Annotated in this window: 12 protein-coding genes; 2 read left to right on the forward strand and 10 right to left on the reverse strand. The window is 39.4% G+C overall.

The window, feature by feature from the left end; translation table 11 throughout:
- Positions 1–8: 8 nt before the first annotated feature.
- The 8 genes from HMPREF2961_RS01265 to HMPREF2961_RS01300 all read right to left on the reverse strand — a co-directional run bounded on the left by HMPREF2961_RS01265 (position 9) and on the right by HMPREF2961_RS01300 (position 12116).
- Positions 9–1727 (reverse strand): SpaH/EbpB family LPXTG-anchored major pilin, encoded by a 1719-nt coding sequence (locus tag HMPREF2961_RS01265; RefSeq protein ID WP_002314535.1) that lies wholly within the window; start codon positions 1725–1727, stop codon positions 9–11.
- Positions 1720–3033 carry a pilin N-terminal domain-containing protein gene (locus HMPREF2961_RS01270; RefSeq protein ID WP_002340984.1) on the reverse strand — a complete coding sequence of 438 codons (1314 nt, stop codon included), beginning with the start codon at positions 3031–3033 and terminating at the stop codon, positions 1720–1722. The genes HMPREF2961_RS01265 and HMPREF2961_RS01270 overlap by 8 nt, the downstream gene beginning before the upstream one ends.
- On the reverse strand, positions 3033–7541 hold the full coding sequence (locus HMPREF2961_RS01275; protein WP_070703788.1) for a VWA domain-containing protein: 4509 nt from the start codon (positions 7539–7541) through the stop codon (positions 3033–3035). Before HMPREF2961_RS01275 ends, HMPREF2961_RS01270 begins: the two co-directional genes overlap by 1 nt.
- A gap of 300 nt (positions 7542–7841) precedes the next feature.
- Entirely contained in the window at positions 7842–8360 is a 519-nt protein-coding gene (locus tag HMPREF2961_RS01280; protein WP_002314531.1) for a phosphatase PAP2 family protein, read from the reverse strand.
- 1 nt (position 8361) lies between these two features.
- Positions 8362–8982 (reverse strand): YesL family protein, encoded by a 621-nt coding sequence (locus HMPREF2961_RS01285; RefSeq protein WP_070703790.1) that lies wholly within the window; start codon positions 8980–8982, stop codon positions 8362–8364.
- The gene (locus HMPREF2961_RS01290) at positions 8979–9833 is read right to left on the reverse strand and encodes a carbohydrate ABC transporter permease (protein ID WP_002308183.1); all 855 of its coding nucleotides are present in this window, start codon (positions 9831–9833) and stop codon (positions 8979–8981) included. Before HMPREF2961_RS01290 ends, HMPREF2961_RS01285 begins: the two co-directional genes overlap by 4 nt.
- Positions 9830–10741: a carbohydrate ABC transporter permease gene (locus HMPREF2961_RS01295; protein ID WP_002291248.1), complete on the reverse strand. Its 912-nt coding sequence runs from the start codon at positions 10739–10741 to the stop codon at positions 9830–9832. Before HMPREF2961_RS01295 ends, HMPREF2961_RS01290 begins: the two co-directional genes overlap by 4 nt.
- A 40-nt stretch (positions 10742–10781) precedes the next feature.
- Complete coding sequence (locus HMPREF2961_RS01300) at positions 10782–12116, reverse strand: ABC transporter substrate-binding protein (RefSeq protein ID WP_002342901.1); 1335 nt, start codon at positions 12114–12116, stop codon at positions 10782–10784.
- A 207-nt stretch (positions 12117–12323) separates the two neighbouring features.
- On the opposite strand from HMPREF2961_RS01300, the gene HMPREF2961_RS01305 reads away from it, so the two are divergent.
- Entirely contained in the window at positions 12324–13154 is an 831-nt protein-coding gene (locus HMPREF2961_RS01305; RefSeq protein ID WP_002286789.1) for a manganese catalase, read from the forward strand.
- Between the two features lie 72 nt (positions 13155–13226).
- Here the strand turns inward: HMPREF2961_RS01305 and HMPREF2961_RS01310 are convergent, their stop codons facing one another.
- Entirely contained in the window at positions 13227–13910 is a 684-nt protein-coding gene (locus tag HMPREF2961_RS01310) for an ArsR/SmtB family transcription factor (RefSeq protein ID WP_002314529.1), read from the reverse strand.
- Positions 13911–14055: 145 nt separating this feature from the next.
- Between HMPREF2961_RS01310 and HMPREF2961_RS01315 the strand changes: the two genes are divergently transcribed.
- Positions 14056–14586, forward strand: coding sequence for a flavin reductase (locus tag HMPREF2961_RS01315; protein WP_228841159.1), 531 nt, complete (start codon positions 14056–14058; stop codon positions 14584–14586).
- 205 nt (positions 14587–14791) lie between these two features.
- Here the strand turns inward: HMPREF2961_RS01315 and HMPREF2961_RS01320 are convergent, their stop codons facing one another.
- Positions 14792–15367: an SOS response-associated peptidase gene (locus HMPREF2961_RS01320; protein WP_002314527.1), complete on the reverse strand. Its 576-nt coding sequence runs from the start codon at positions 15365–15367 to the stop codon at positions 14792–14794.
- Between the last annotated feature and the right edge of the window lie 152 nt (positions 15368–15519).

Consider the following 15519-nt stretch of genomic DNA (forward strand, 5'->3'; position numbering starts at 1 on the left):
TTTGTTGCTTATACTTCAGACTTCATTTTAGATTTACGGTACCAGCTGTAGGCCCCAATCATCAAACTTAGACCGATCAGCAAGAATGCTAAGATCCCGTTCCCTCCAGTAGAAGGAAGAAATCCTTGTCTTACGTTTGGTACGCGTGCTGCTCCTGGATACTCATAGTCCACAATCACAAGTTCATCATCATAGCTACCATATTCTACATTGAACTCTGTGAAAGCTGCTTCACCTGTTGGTAAAACATATCCTTCTGGTGCTACTGTTTCTTTCATGAAGTATGTTCCGTAATCTAATCCAACAACTTCGAAGTATCCTTGGTCATTTGAGACAAATTCTGTTGCCTCTACACTATTATCACTTACCCAATCGATTGTGATTTCTTCTGCATCAGCACCTGACTCATAAACAGGTAAACGTACGCCATCTTTATAGAAAACAGCATAAGCAGTTTTCTCTTCGTTCCACAATTCAAATCTTGCACCGTCTAGTAAAGCATTGCTTGAAGCATCAAACTTTTCAAATCTTCTCCCGCCAGTCGTTACTTCTTCTGGTGGCACGCGACGTTCGTTGTAGTCATACTCGTCACCTCTACCGATTTCGATCAATGCTGTATTGTTATGGAATTCGTCTGCATTGATAACTGCGTTGACTTGCAAGTCATAGGTAACAGTTAATTCCCCGCCACGATGATTCCCTAATTTTTCCAGTGTTGCTGTGTTCGGTATACCTCCTGTTTCAAGAATGATCTCCACGACAAAACCGTTACCCGCTTTTGTTACTGTATAATCAGTATCTTTTATCAGTGTTGTATCTCCTGCTTGTACAAGGAGTTCCTGATCAAAATAACTCAAACCTTCTGTTGGCGTATCTGTGATTGTGAAATGCGTGATGACTGTTGTATTGTCCTCATTGATTTCATCAATAAAGTAAGGAATCGGTGCAGTTATTGTATAAGAAACTGTTTTTCCTTTTTCTAAGTCAACATATCGGATCGTTTCTTCTTCACCATTTTCATTGCGAATCGTCACAGTTCTAACGTCTGCTTCATCTACATTCATTTCTTTGGAAGAATCTTGGATTTCATTTTTAGGATATAAGTGTACATCGGTGTTGTACGTATCTTTCCAAGAGGTTCCATCCCATACACCGCCAATAATATCTGGCATCATAACTGGCATCATGACAACCATTGGAGACGCGATTCTTGAAATATGAGCTGGTGAATATGTTTCTAAGAAGAGATAGACTTTATCTCTCGAAGAAGGTGCCTCTTCCGTCACTTGGACATTTCTGAAAACAGCTTCACCATTTTCGCCAGTCGTCTGCTTATCTATACTTTCGATACCATAAGATACAAACCATGCTGCTGTGTGATCTGATTGGATCAAAGCAATCGCAGCGGCAGGTTCTAACCCATCATCATCTATGTCAGTTGTTCTAGGGTCATCTTTCAGCAAATTATAATAGACATCTGTAACATCAAACATTTCAAAATCGACGCCTGGAAGATTCTCATTACCAAAATCATCTGATACCAACCCGCTATTCGGTCGTTCTTCAGGCACAGTCGTGAATGCTTTTTTGTGTAATGTGATCGTCACTTCACTTGGTTTTTCCGTGACTTCTTCAGCGTGAACTAATTTTCCATTTCCAAAACTTCCTAATCCTACAGCTGCGAGCAACAGTGCACTCATCCCCATGGTCATCATTTTTTTATTCATTTTTTTCTCCCCGTTCTTTTTTTATTAATAAAACAGCACCTAACAACAAAAGGATTCCTAATAAAGAAATCAGTGTTCTTGCTTCATTGGTTTGTGGAAATACGGACCCTTTCACTGGTTGATTTGGATTGCTTGGCCCACTTGGTTCTTTCGGTTTGTCCGTTGTTTCTTTTATGGTCTCGTTATACACGCGTGGCGTTGCTGATTCATAGGCAGAGGCTGGAACTTTTCCGGATTCCAATTCAGCCATCTTCTGCCCATTGACCATTACATATTGCGGCTGTCCTTCTGCATCCACCCAAGATTCAGGGACAATGACCTCGATTTGCTTACTTGCTTCGTCCATTTCGTACCCTTCTACACTTTTCAATTCTTCAAAATAATAGGTACCAGAGGGCAAGAATCGTTGACCTGTCGTGACTAGACCGTCTTTATCTGAAATGAATTTGCTTACATTTTTATCATTCAAAGGATCGTTGTTTGCTGGTTTGATCCATTGATTTTTCAAGTCATTCGCAGGAGCCATGTCTAAATAATATTTTTCTCCTTCTATCATCTGATACAGAGCAAAAACAGCACCTTCTAATGGGCGTCCTTTTTCAGTTGTTCCTCTTTGTCGTCCATACTTGAAAAAGTATGGATCTCTTAAATAACCGACATTTTTAGGATAGATATGGATCTCTTGCAGTTCCTCGGTTGGTTCTGTTGGATGATAGATTGGCAAAACAGCAGCAATCGGGATCGCTGTTTGATCGATATCCACATTCAACCCGATTTCCGGATCAATTGATTCTTCAAAAATCAAATAAACTGCATCTCGATCTTGGTTTTTCTTAGGTACTTGGATGCGTGCAATCCCATCTCCTAATCCACCAACCGTATCTTTTCCAGTCGTTACCGACTCCCCAACCTGGGCAAGTCTTTCTTCTGTGATCAACTGACGGATATTGTTTCTGCTCGTTTCAGCGATTTGCTGGACGAATTCTCTAGAGGTCATGTTCTCAGCAGCTTTTTTGTCATGATAATAATCGGTCATATCGTAAACGGCGAATGTCGCTCCATTTAGCGGGACCGTCTGCGAAATGATATCTGCTGTTTTTCCCGCTTCCTCAGAGATAGCCAGACCGTCATTTTCATGGAATTCAAATTGGTCGTTATAATCGATATCTCGAATCATCCGTTTATGCAATACGAATTCCACAACGTCTTCCCCTAATTCTTCTGCCGACATCGTTTGAGGAAGAAGGACTGCTACAAATGGTAGTAAAACAAGTAATTGAAGCATCAAACACAACAGCTTTTTCATTACCTTGCCCCCTCCTTTTTAGATTGTCTGACATACAAACCATAGGCAGCACCGGCAAGTGCCACGAAGAATGCAGCAAGCAGGATATAGAATAATCGTCCGGATCCCCCTGTAGCAGGCAATGGATTTTCAGGATCATTCCCGACACTAAGCTGTAGCCTGATTCGGTTCGTATCCAAAAGTTCATATTCTAACTCTTGCTGCAGATCAGGAGTCTCTGCTTCTTCGTTTGGATAATAAGAAACCTCAACTTTTAGTGTCCCGGCTTCTTTTCCTGGAACGACCCGATCATTTTCCACTTCTGGTTCTTCACGATAACTAATTTCTAAAATAAAGTAGCCTGGAAGTTTCCTGTAGCCGTCCGGCGACTTCACTTCCTTGATCCGATAGAATCCTTCCGTCAAATCCAAAGCATTGAATAGGGAAGAATCGTTTGGATCTGGTGCCAAGCCTCCGACGATGAGTTCATAGTCTCCTGCACTATTTTGTTTCTCAATTGAAAATTCTGCGCCTTCAAGACGTCGACTACTTATACTGTCAACTTTCAAAAGTTCCAGATCGATTGGTGCTAGTTCATCTTCTAAGGTTACTTGTAATACACCATCGATGATGTCATAACCCTCCGGTAACGGATCAGTTTCGTCTTCGATGACTGTCTCTCCAATGACAAATTTCCCTTCTTCATTCAGTGCAAACTGGAATACTTGATCAGACAATTGATACCCGTTTGGTGCAACAGATTCTGAGACCTCATATTCGCCGATAGACAAGCGTAAAGGTTGACTGTATTCTAAATCGACATATTTCTCTACACCGACTGTATAAAGATAGAAGTAACCGATTCCAGACAAACGTTTCGATTCTTCGGGTTCTAACGGGTTGCCTGTGTATGCTCGATACAGTGGGAAGGAAGAATCCCCTATTTTTCTGATATCAAAACCTGCACCATCTAAAGGATTGCCTTCATGATTTAATTTTCTAACTCGGATCTCCCGATAATCAAACGTATTGTAAGCAGTAAATTCTACCCATAATCGGCCCTCTTCGTCTGTTGAATGGGTGAGATATTGCCAATTTGCTTCACCTGTTTGTCTAAGCTGGATGGTACCTGCCTCATTATCGTACAGTCGCAAGATCCATGTGTCGTTTTCGTCAGGTTCTTTGAAACCTTCTGGGCTTTGACTTTCAACGATTTTGTATTCTGCATAGTTGGCATTTTCTTCATTGTCTATATGAATAAATGAATCTGGTTCTCCAATAGGATGAATGACTTTCTCACCCTCCACGTGCAAATATTCTCCATTTTCATTTACTGAATAGAATGTGAGCATTCCTTTCTCTTCGTCTGCTTCATTCGCACCAGAGATTCCTTTAGCTACCGGCGTTCCAATTTCAAGTCCGCTTCCATCGGTTTGATAAAGTTCAAACTCTGCCCCATTGATTGGCGTAGTGCTTCCTTCAATCAGTTTATTGATGTTCATGTGGACTGGCTTGAATTCATTCCGCATTTCCAATTTGACATACAAGTCTTCATAATCCGTTTCGTCCTCATTGACATTTTGAACAATTGAAAGTTTGTGGTATTCGCCTTCATAATAAGAATCAGGATCGCTACCTTCTTCTCCACCAACTCTTACTCCTGAAGTATTTGCTGCTACCAACTCATAGTGACCAAGCGCTGTATCTCCGCTGGAACTGTATTTTTTGATTTGGAATTGATACGTCTCATCCACTAACTGATAACGGGGCGGTCCAGCGATCTCTCTGATCCAGAAAATGTCACTAACAGCACCTGTTTCATCCCCCAGCACAGGGATCTTCGTTTCAAAGATTGCGAGTCCATCGTTGGTAGTTGTTCTCGTTTCAATCGGTTCCACATCCCCGCTATCCGGGTCCTGGTCATATAGAGCAAATTCGATTCCTACTAAAGGTTCCCCATTTTGCCCCATTTTGCTTATTTGGAAATTCCGGTCCTTATGCTCATAACGAATAGACGAGGTCGGGAAATACATTCGCCCGTTCATAACATCGTTTTCATAATCCTCCAAGTTTTGGATATAGGCCATATTGTTCACTGCATAGAAATTCCCGTCTTGTGCTCCTGCATCCAGTTTTACTTGATACTTGATCCTGACCATTTCCCCTTCACCTAACGAGATTGGAGAAAATTTATAGGCTTGGTTTTCTCGCCCAACATACGTTGTCGGCGTCGCCACTACTTCTGGCGGTGCTTGTCCATGACGCGTTTCATCCCATATTTCTGGCTCTTGGTACTTCATGCCATTTTCTCCTGGATCTAGATGATAAAACTTAATATCAGCATCTCTTCCAGCCCCAAACGGTGAAACATTAAATCCAGTTTCATCATAAAGTGTGGCTTGCTGGATCGTCTTTTTGAAAGTAGAGGAGATATCCTCCAAGGCTGTAATGATGTCATTCTTGTTGTTCGCATCGTAATAACGCGGTGTTGTGCCATCATCATTTAAATCAGCAATGTTTTTTAATACATTTCGTCCGATTGCATCGAGCCGCTGTCTACCGGCAATACTTCCGTCGATTCCTAACCCAATGGAGAAAATACTTGGCGGGTTCTCTTGGTACTTGTTTTTCAGCCAATGATGATACGCAACAGTATTGATGGCTGACGACTTTTCTTGTGAAGTTGGACTACCGTTAGTATCATTGCTTGCGCTTCCTGTACCAACCCAGTGAGTTGCTTTATCATCACCTTCTTTTACTTCTCCGTAACGGTATTCCACATTTGTCCCATTAACAGGACGGTCAAAGTCAGATGCGTAGGTAACTGGATAAGTAAATCCTGCATTAGAAGTATTCCCAGAAAAGGTTTCAAAGTTTTTGAACAAATCACCACGATCTATGGCAATCTTATCCCCCATGACACTCCAACTGCTCCAAGCTCCCCAAATACTTGTGCGAGATCTTGTTTGGATCGGTGCATAACTGAAGGTGGGTGTTCCGTCTCCTACGACGATCAGGATCTTTTCTGGATTTCTATTTTCTCCGCCATTATCCGCATACAATGTTTCATAGCCATTTTTAAGTCCTAGTGTAAGCGGCGTTCCTCCGATGGGTGTACGATTCAGTGCTGTATTCTCACTTCCCGTTAAACGATTGATGTCATTTGTCAACGGAAAGATGTCCGAACTGATTTGTTCCTGGTTATTGATGACTGTACTATTATGATAAAAATTCACCATACCGATCCGAATATCCATATTTGGGTCGGATAGCAGATTTTCACTAATTTCATTTACCGATTCTATCAGCGCCGCATTTTTACTCTGGCCTCCGCCTTCTAGTGTCCCTTCATTCATACTGGCTGATTTATCTAGAACAAAAACGATATCGATTGGACTGATTTCTTGTTTCTCACTTCCGATCACATCTAGATAAACGTTATAAAGTGTCGTTGCATCTTCAGGATGTAGATCAGATGTTGGGTTGTTTGATAGAACAGGTTCTACCCATTTTTTGATATATGCCCCGTTATAATCCAAGTAACTGTTTTCAAAATTCCGTTCATCTCCCCAAAGCTGAACGGTTTGAGCCGGAACATTTACATCTTCTTCACCTGCAGTTGATCCATTATCAGCCGCATAGTCGTAATTTCTCCAGTTCGCTCCCCCGATTGCGTAATCACTATCATCGATCAAGTTCTCTCCATCATATGGTGAGCCTTTTTCTCCCTGATAGCGTTCATTACTTTGTGACCAATTTCCTAATACTTTCGTATAATCATTCGTTGTAAATCGTGGATAGCGGTGCTGATCGTTTTCAGCTATTCCGCTAGGATAGATATATTCATATGGATCTTGCGTAGCTGTTGGTCCAAGACGCTCTAAAATACCGTTGAATAACCGGCGTTGAATGCGTTGGAGTGCTTGACCGCTGGGCACGATTGGTGCGTCCAGCTCTTCCGTTTCATTTTCTTCGCTACGTTGATTTTCAGCGGAATCCTCTGTATCTGTTTCATTTTCTTGTAATTCTTGATTAGCTATTCTTTCATCGACCACCACTTGAAGAGGTAGTTCCCCTTCATTCACATCTGGAATCTTTTCTGTTTCAAAAACCAATGTGCCGGTCTCAGCTTCTTTCGAATAAAATTTTCCGACATACCATTCTTGACCATCGATTGTCTCGACTTTTAAGTCTTCTCCATCTTCATCGTAAGAGGAGAGACCTGTTCCCCGAACGTTTTTTACGGTACCGATACCGGCAGCAGCTGTATCGATTGCTAAACGTATCCTACCTTCGTTCGCACTCTCTTTCTTTTCAAAAGCCAGATGCCATTCAAACGTTTCTTCTTTTTCGATATACCTCCCTTCGATTTTTGCATAATCCTCATCTAGAAATACCTCATCCTCCTTCACTTCTGTTGACTCAGCAGCTACATCCAATGCTGTCATATGATAGACAGACTGGAAATACGGTCCAAATAACAGACTGACAGCTGCTAACTGCAAAAGCTTCAATTTTACCCCTTTCACATTCTTATACTCCTTTCTAAAACATGTGTCTTCTTTCACAACAAACACCAAAAACAACATCTATCTAATTATAATCTAATTTAATTTTAACTTTAAATCAAACAATATCCATTTTAGTTAAAAAACACCAATTATACAACGATTATTATTAAAATTAGATTATAAAATTTTATAACACTCTCATTTAACAGAACTTAAGTTATTAAGACAGGTAAATAATTTCCGACTGTTTCCCTGAAAAACAAAAAAATAAAGCACGAATGCGTATTTACGCACTCATGCTTTATTCATGCAATTGATTCAGATAACGGCAGCACACAAGATACCGATAACACTTCCTAAAATAGCTCCTCCTAAAACATCAGTAGGATAATGTAAAAGTAAAAAAATTCTTGAATAAGCGATCAAACAAGCAAACAGAAAAGCTAGTATTCCTGCAATACGACTTAACTCGAACAACGCTGCTACAGATAAAAAAGCAAGTGCCGTATGCCCTGAAGGAAAAGAAGAAGTCTTCGGTTTACTTGTGTAAAGGACAAGCCGACGATTTTTTTCATAAGGTCTTTTCCGTTTTGTCGTTTTTTTAATGAGAAGTAGACCAACAAAAAAATAGATTAGACTGCCTACAAGAATAGCTAGACCATATTCTCTTGTATCAGGTACTAAAACTAAAACCGTAGCAAGGAGCAGCCAAATAAAACCGCCATTAGAGATATTACTGATAAATTTCAAGAAATTGATTTTCCGATTGTCCGTTTCTCGTTGCTTAGCGAACTTATTGATAATACTATCATCGATTTTAGCAATCAAACGCAGCATGTTATTCCTCCTTTTTAAGACCCTTTTCTTGCGTACGATGGATAAAAAGCAGGACTTGAAAATAAAACAAGAAGCTGAAACCTAATAAAGCAAGGTAGACTGGTCCTGCAAACCATAATGCAATCAGAAGTATCGACGTGCCTGCTAAATAGAAAAGTGCACTTTTAAAATCATTAAAAAACAAGAAAAATGCTGCAATCCAAGAGACTTCTTTTTGATTTTCCAGTTGAAGCAAGATTTTGTAACTAAAAAGAACAGCACTTAATAGAAGCAAAAACAACGTAGTATACATCAATGTATAGCCAATTCTCCCACCCAAATAATGGAAAATCCGATAATCGATGAATAAAAGAAGAAAATAACTACTTGCTAAACTATCTTGCTTTCCGTAAAGAGAAAGATTCTCACGAAACTTCTTCCAGTATAATGAACTGAGCTTTTTCTCTTCATTTTTTTTGTAATAATAAATCATATAGAGAACTGTTCGACTTGCTGTTCCTAATGTGAGAACAGGCAAGACGCACAGGAACCACAGTAGCTGTAACTGGATAAGACGCGGAATCCATTCAATGATTTCTAAAAAATAATCATTGGCTCTTTTACCAATCGACCGATTCATCATCCTTTTGATCCTCCTGTCAAATCCATTCCTTCAATGAAATAACGTTGTGCAAAAAAGAACAGCAAGATCGTCGGGATCAAGACAAGTGTTGCTCCTGCCATCAGATAATTCCATTGTGTCGTCGCTTGGTTCTGAAAAACTTGCAAGCCAATCTGCAACGTGTATTTTTCTTGATCTTGGATATATAACAGAGGACCTAAGAAATCATTCCAAGCCGCGTTGAAGGAATTGATTGCAATCGTGATCAAAGCAGGTTTCGTCAATGGAAGCATCAAATGACTCCAAATATACAAATGATTCGCTCCGTCGATTTCAGCAGCTTCGATCAATTCATTATTGATCGATAAGTAAAATTGACGCATCAGAAATATATTGAACGCATTGCCGAAGAACGATGGAACGATCAGGGGCAAATAAGTACCTACCCAGCCGATCTTGGAGAATAATACATATTGAGGAATCATCGTTACAAACCCCGGGATCATCATCGTAGAAAGAACCAAAGCAAACATCAGCTTTTTCCCAGGAAAATCAAGCTTCGCAAATCCATAAGCAATAAAAGAATTCGAAAGGACATTACCGATCACTACTAGCACAGTGATGAATAACGTATTTCTTGCATAGCGCCAAAAAGGAAATGCGGCAATCGTATCCAGATAGTTTTCCCATACGATTTTTTCTGGGAAAAAGGTCGGAGGATAACGAACGATTTCTTCCATCGGTTTCAATGAAGTAAATACCATCCAAAGCAATGGAATGAGCAAAATAATTCCTATTACCGTCATAAGCACATAGCTTAGCATCTTTTTTGATTGCCGATTCACACTGGTTTTTTTAAAATAATCCATCATTTGCCGTCACCTCCAGAATAATAGACCCATTTAGGTGCAAGCTTCAAATTGACGAAGGTCAGAACCAAAACGATCAGAAATAGGATCATCGACATAGCCATCGCATATCCCATATCAAAAGCGACGAACGCCTTGTTCCACATATGCAGATTATAAAAAAGCAAGGAATTTGCAGGTCCACCTGTTCCATTTTTCGTCATGACATAAGCTTCTTGAAAAATTTGGAAAGAACCGATCGTAGAGGTGATCACATCGTAAAAAATAATAGGAGTGATTAATGGCAAAGTAATACTTTTGAACTTTCCCCAAACGCCTGCTCCATCGATTTCTGCTGATTCATATAAAGATCTAGGAACATTTTGTAATGTAGCTAAGTAAAGTAGCATTGCTCCTCCAGAGCTCCATATTTTCATCAAAATCAACGCAGGTTTCGTCCATTGTGGATCAAACAACCAAGCTGGTCCAGGGATATGGAACCAGCCCAGAAATGTGTTGATCAATCCTGCAGATGGAGAAAGCAGCTGCATCCATAAGATGTAGACTGCTACTCCTGATAAGACTGCCGGTAAATAGAAAACTGTACGGAATACACTGATTCCTTTGATTTTTTGATTGAGTACTGTGGCTAAAAACACACTGAAAATCGTCGTCAGCGGTACATTGAAGATGACGAAATAAACGGTGTTGTATAACGATTTCCAAAATAAATCATCATGAACGAACATTCTTTTGAAATTTGCTAGACCAATGAAATTCATCTTGGATGTCAAATTATAATCGGTGAAACTACCAATAACTGAAAAAAGCATAGGCCCTAGCATAAAGATTAAAAAACCGATAATAAAAGGCGAGATAAATAAATAGGCCCATCTTGCTTCTTTTTTCTTTCGGATAGATAAACGCTTCAAATTTTCTTGCCTCCTCTGTACCTAGACAGTCAAAAACGGATTATTGATTTTGCTTGACTAAGTTCTCTACTGCTTTTTGTGCATCTGCCAATCCTTCTTTTGCTGATTTTGTTCCTAAAAGAATCTGGTCGATCTGTTCATTCACTAATGTCGTATAATCCGGTGCATCTAAAGGAACTGGTGTGATCACTGTATTTTTAAAGTTTTCGTCCGCCATTTGATAGATCATTTTCCCTTTGTCCGTTAGGTTGTCATTATTCACTAAATTCTCGTTGGCTGTTTTACTTGCCATGATATCAAAACTTTTTTCGCCGAATTTTTCTTGTACTTCTGGAGAAGAAAGATATTTGATGAATTCATAAGAGGCTTCAGGATCTTTTGCTCCGTATGGTACTTCCAAGACGAATCCGCCACCCCATGACCAATGACCTGAACCTTCCTCTTTTTCTGGAAGCTGCATCACGCCAAAATCAAAATCATCCGGTGCGTTTTCCATCAAGCTAGAGTAATAATTGATGTTTTGGGCGCGCATAGCTACTAATCCAGAAATAAACGGATCAGACACACCAGAACCAAATTCTGCTTCTAATTTGTTGATTGTATTTTTTCCATAATAATCTTGCCAGTCTTGAATCCATTCTAAGGCTTCCACTTTGTTTTTAGTATCAATCTTGACCTTTTCGTCCTTATCAAACCAACTAGTCCCGTTGTCTGCGTTTAATGCCCATACATCAGCACCTAAATTCCATAATGGATAAAAACCGATACGCGTAAACTCTTTTCCTTCTTTTTTATCTAGTTTACGTGCTGTTTCTTCTAATTCATCCCAAGTTGTCGGTAGATCTTGTTCGCTGATCCCAGCTTCTTTAAATAACTTTTTATTATAAAAAATGACTTGTGTATCTGTATTAAATGGGATGGCATAAGGATCACCTTTATATTCTACTGTGTCCCAAAGCTGGGGATAAAAATCCTTAGAAGTATCTTTATCTACATACTCGGAGAGATTGGTTGCTTGCTGTGCTTCTGCTCTTTGCGCAACGGAATTTATGTCCTGTACAATAACATCAGGTGCATTTCCAGCCGTTATTGCAGATAAAGATTTGGTCCAAATATCCCCCCATGGCTGATACTTATAATTTACATGGATCTCGTCTTGTGATTGGTTGAAATCCTCAATGATTTCTTCGATGGCTTCTTTTCGTGCGCCCGACCCCCAAAAGGACCAGAAATCAATATTTTTTCTTCCATCACTTGTTTTTTCAGAAGAATTTGCTGCACTTGAGCTGGCATCGCTTGTATTACTTGATCCGCATCCTCCTAATAAAAACAATGCTGAACTTGCCAACAATCCTGTAAACAATAATTTTTTCATATTTTACCTCCAAATTTTAATGTAACCGATGTCGGTTTTAATATAACGATATCATTTTGTTCTGAAAATAACAATTTATAAGGTGTGATTATCGAAAAATTATTAATGATACCAACACTTTATATAATTCGCGAGCGCTTTCTTTGAATTTTTTAATCTTTCGTAGCAGAATGAGAATGTATTAAAAAAAGATTAGGAGGAATTTTGATGTTTAGACACCAGAAAGAATTGCAGTTTGAGGCAAAACCAGATCGTCCGAATCCATTAATCGCGAAATATCTGCAGGAGCTGATCGGCGGCCAATATGGCGAGATGAGTGTAGCTATGCAGTACCTGTTCCAAGGTTGGAGCTGCCGAGGAGAAGAAAAATATAAAGATATGCTGATGGACATTGCAACAGAAGAAATCGGCCACGTAGAAATGTTGGCGACAATGGTTGCTCGTTTATTAGAGGGTGCGCCTGTTGAAGATCAAGAAGCAGCGATGCAAAAAGATCCAACAATCGGTGCCATTATCTCTGGAATGAATCCACAGCACGCGATCGTAGCTGGCTTAGGACCTCGTCCTGCTGACAGCGTGGGCAATCCATGGAGCGGTGCCTATATCATTGCGAGTGGCAACTTGTTAGCAGATTTTAGAGCTAATTTAAATGCCGAATCACAAGGAAGACTTCAAGTAGCACGTATTTACGAAATGATCGATGATCGTGGCGTAAAAGATATGCTGTCTGTTCTCCTTGCAAGAGATAGCTATCATCAAAACCTATGGGAATGTGCAGTGAAAGAATTAGAAGAAAAAGAAGGTTCAATCTTAGTCCCAAGTACTTTCCCACGTGACAAAGAACGAAAAGACATTGCTTATGACTTCTATAACTTCTCAGAGGGAGACCAAAGTAGTGAAGGTTCTTGGGCTAGCGGCAAAGCATTGGACGGCGAAGGCGAATATCAATGGTTGAAAGAACCTAAGATCGAAGGCGCTGCACCAAAATTAGAACCAGTAACACCAAAAATGTATGGGACACCTCCATTCAAGAAATAAAAAACATACGTAGGAAAAAGGTTGTGACAAGATTTTTGTCACAACCTTTTTATTGTATTAGAAACGACTTTCCTATTGGCTCGATTCAAATTTTTGGAAAAATAAATTCCCTTCAGCAGTTAAGCGAACACCTCTGTTTTCTGGATTCAATGTGATATATTCTTTCTCTTTACACCATCGGAAAAACGCGTTCCCGAGATTTCCTCCTAAATGAAATGTTCGTTCTGTCCAATCTAAGCAAGGCTTCACAAGTGCTCCAGATTGTTTTTTCAGTGCGTCAATATCTATTCCTAAGTCTTTGAAATAACAAACGCCTTCTTCTGTAAGTTCCACATGATGGTTTTCCATCACAAGATAGTTGTTGTGATGGAGAAAGTTGAAAAAAACTACACCTATCACACCGGCTAAATGCCGATAACAAGATATTCCTGCTTTTAATTCACTATATTCTTTGTTTTCATTAAATGATTTGATCGGTTTAACCGGACTAACTACCATAAGATTTTCTAACAAATCAGCGATTTTCAGAGATGATAATCGATAATAGACATTTCTTCCCTGTCTATAAGACATCACCCAATCAAGAGAATGAAGTTTTTTTATATGATAAGATGCTGTATGATCTTTTATTTTTGCTTTCTTTGCTAGTTCATGCACGGTATGGAACCTTCCATCCATCAATAAAGTAAGGATCTCAAGTCGCGAATGATCTGCTAAGAGTTTAGTCGTTTGCTGAAGATCAGGAAATCCAGCCATTTTTTTCTCTCCTTTCACACATCGATGAGCATCGAGGAATAAGCTTAGTATACTATATTCAGAGGTGAGGATTATGTTTAAAAAAATGGAAAAAGAAAGTTTCTATTACGGATTTCCCGTCGTGCTGATGACGACTAAGGATGAAATGACTGGTAATGACAACCTCACGCCAATCAGCTCCACTTGGACACTTGGCAAAACGATTGTCATTGGAATCAGTATGCACAGTAAAGGGTATACAAATTTAAAAGTGGGACATGCCGCTACCTTCAATCTTGCAGATCAAACACTTTGGGAAAAAATCGAGAAAATCGCAAAGACGACAGGCCATCCTATCATGCCCGATTATAAACAAAAAGCTGGCTATTCCTTTTGCTCTGACAAATTTCAATTGGGAAAGTTCACGAAACTAACAGGTGAAGAAGTTGCAACTGTTCGGATCAAAGAATGCCCGATTCAAATAGAAACGTTGGTTCAACGAATTTCAACTAGAGAAGACTTTGCTATTGTAGAGTGTGAGATCGTAGCTATTTTTGTAGAAGAAGGGATTTTACATGATCCAACTCATATCAATGTGGATAAATGGCAACCTCTTATCTATAAATTCAGAGAATATACAACTGCCAACCAGTCGTTAAGTTTAAATTTTAGATTCCAAGAATTCAAAGAGTCGTAATGATAAACATCGTTAGGTATAAACAAAAAAAGACTCGCAGCACGAGTAAAAAACAAATAGAATCTATACCTTAGAAAGGTCGACTGTGACTCTATAGATGCAGTATATGCAGCTTATGAGCATTTCTTCTGTTCTCTTTGTTTTTGGGATCTGTGCTGAAGTCTTTTTTGTTTTTTGCCGATCTTTCTTTAAAAAATCGAATCTGTTATACCTTCTCCATTACTAATTCAGGCATCTGCTGAGTAATGATTTTTCGCGCAAAAGAAATATCTGTTACCCAAGGTTCGATTTGTTCTTCAGTCAAGACAAGAGGCATTCGGTCATGGATTGGTGCGACTGTGCGATTAGGTTCAGTAGTCATTATGATTGATTCTGCCGTTTTTTCATCGTGATGGCTACGATAAAAGCCGCCAATATACACTATTTTTTCCTTATTTGAAAACATAAATTTGTCTTTTTCTTCATTCCACTCATAAAAGCCGCTCATTGGAAAAACACAACGATTTTGCAAAAATGGTTGATGAAAGGTCTTTTTTTCTTCTACTGTCTCTGCCCGGGCATTGATCATCAATTGTCCTTTTTTAAATCCGGTAAATCCCCACTTCATGATTTCCGGAGTGAGATTGTTTTCTTCCTTTTTTCTTAATGTCACAACAAGATTTGACGGAAAAATTTCTCCAGCTGCTAATTTTGCTGCCTGTTCCGGTTGTTTCTTCTGGGCTTCTCGATAATAGTTCTGAAGGAGCTCCGACTCTAGATCAAAAAAATAACGACCACACATCCTAATATCTCCCCCTCTTTTTATCTATCATACACTGCAACAAGAAGTTCATACCAACAAAACGCTTTCAATGAATAGAGAATTAAAAAAGTTGTGACAAACTCTCCAGTAAACGTTTTTCTCATGCCAACTCCTCGGTCACAAGTCACAAT

The organism is Enterococcus sp. HMSC076E04 (genome assembly GCF_001814285.1).
Lineage (GTDB): Bacteria > Bacillota > Bacilli > Lactobacillales > Enterococcaceae > Enterococcus_B > Enterococcus_B lactis.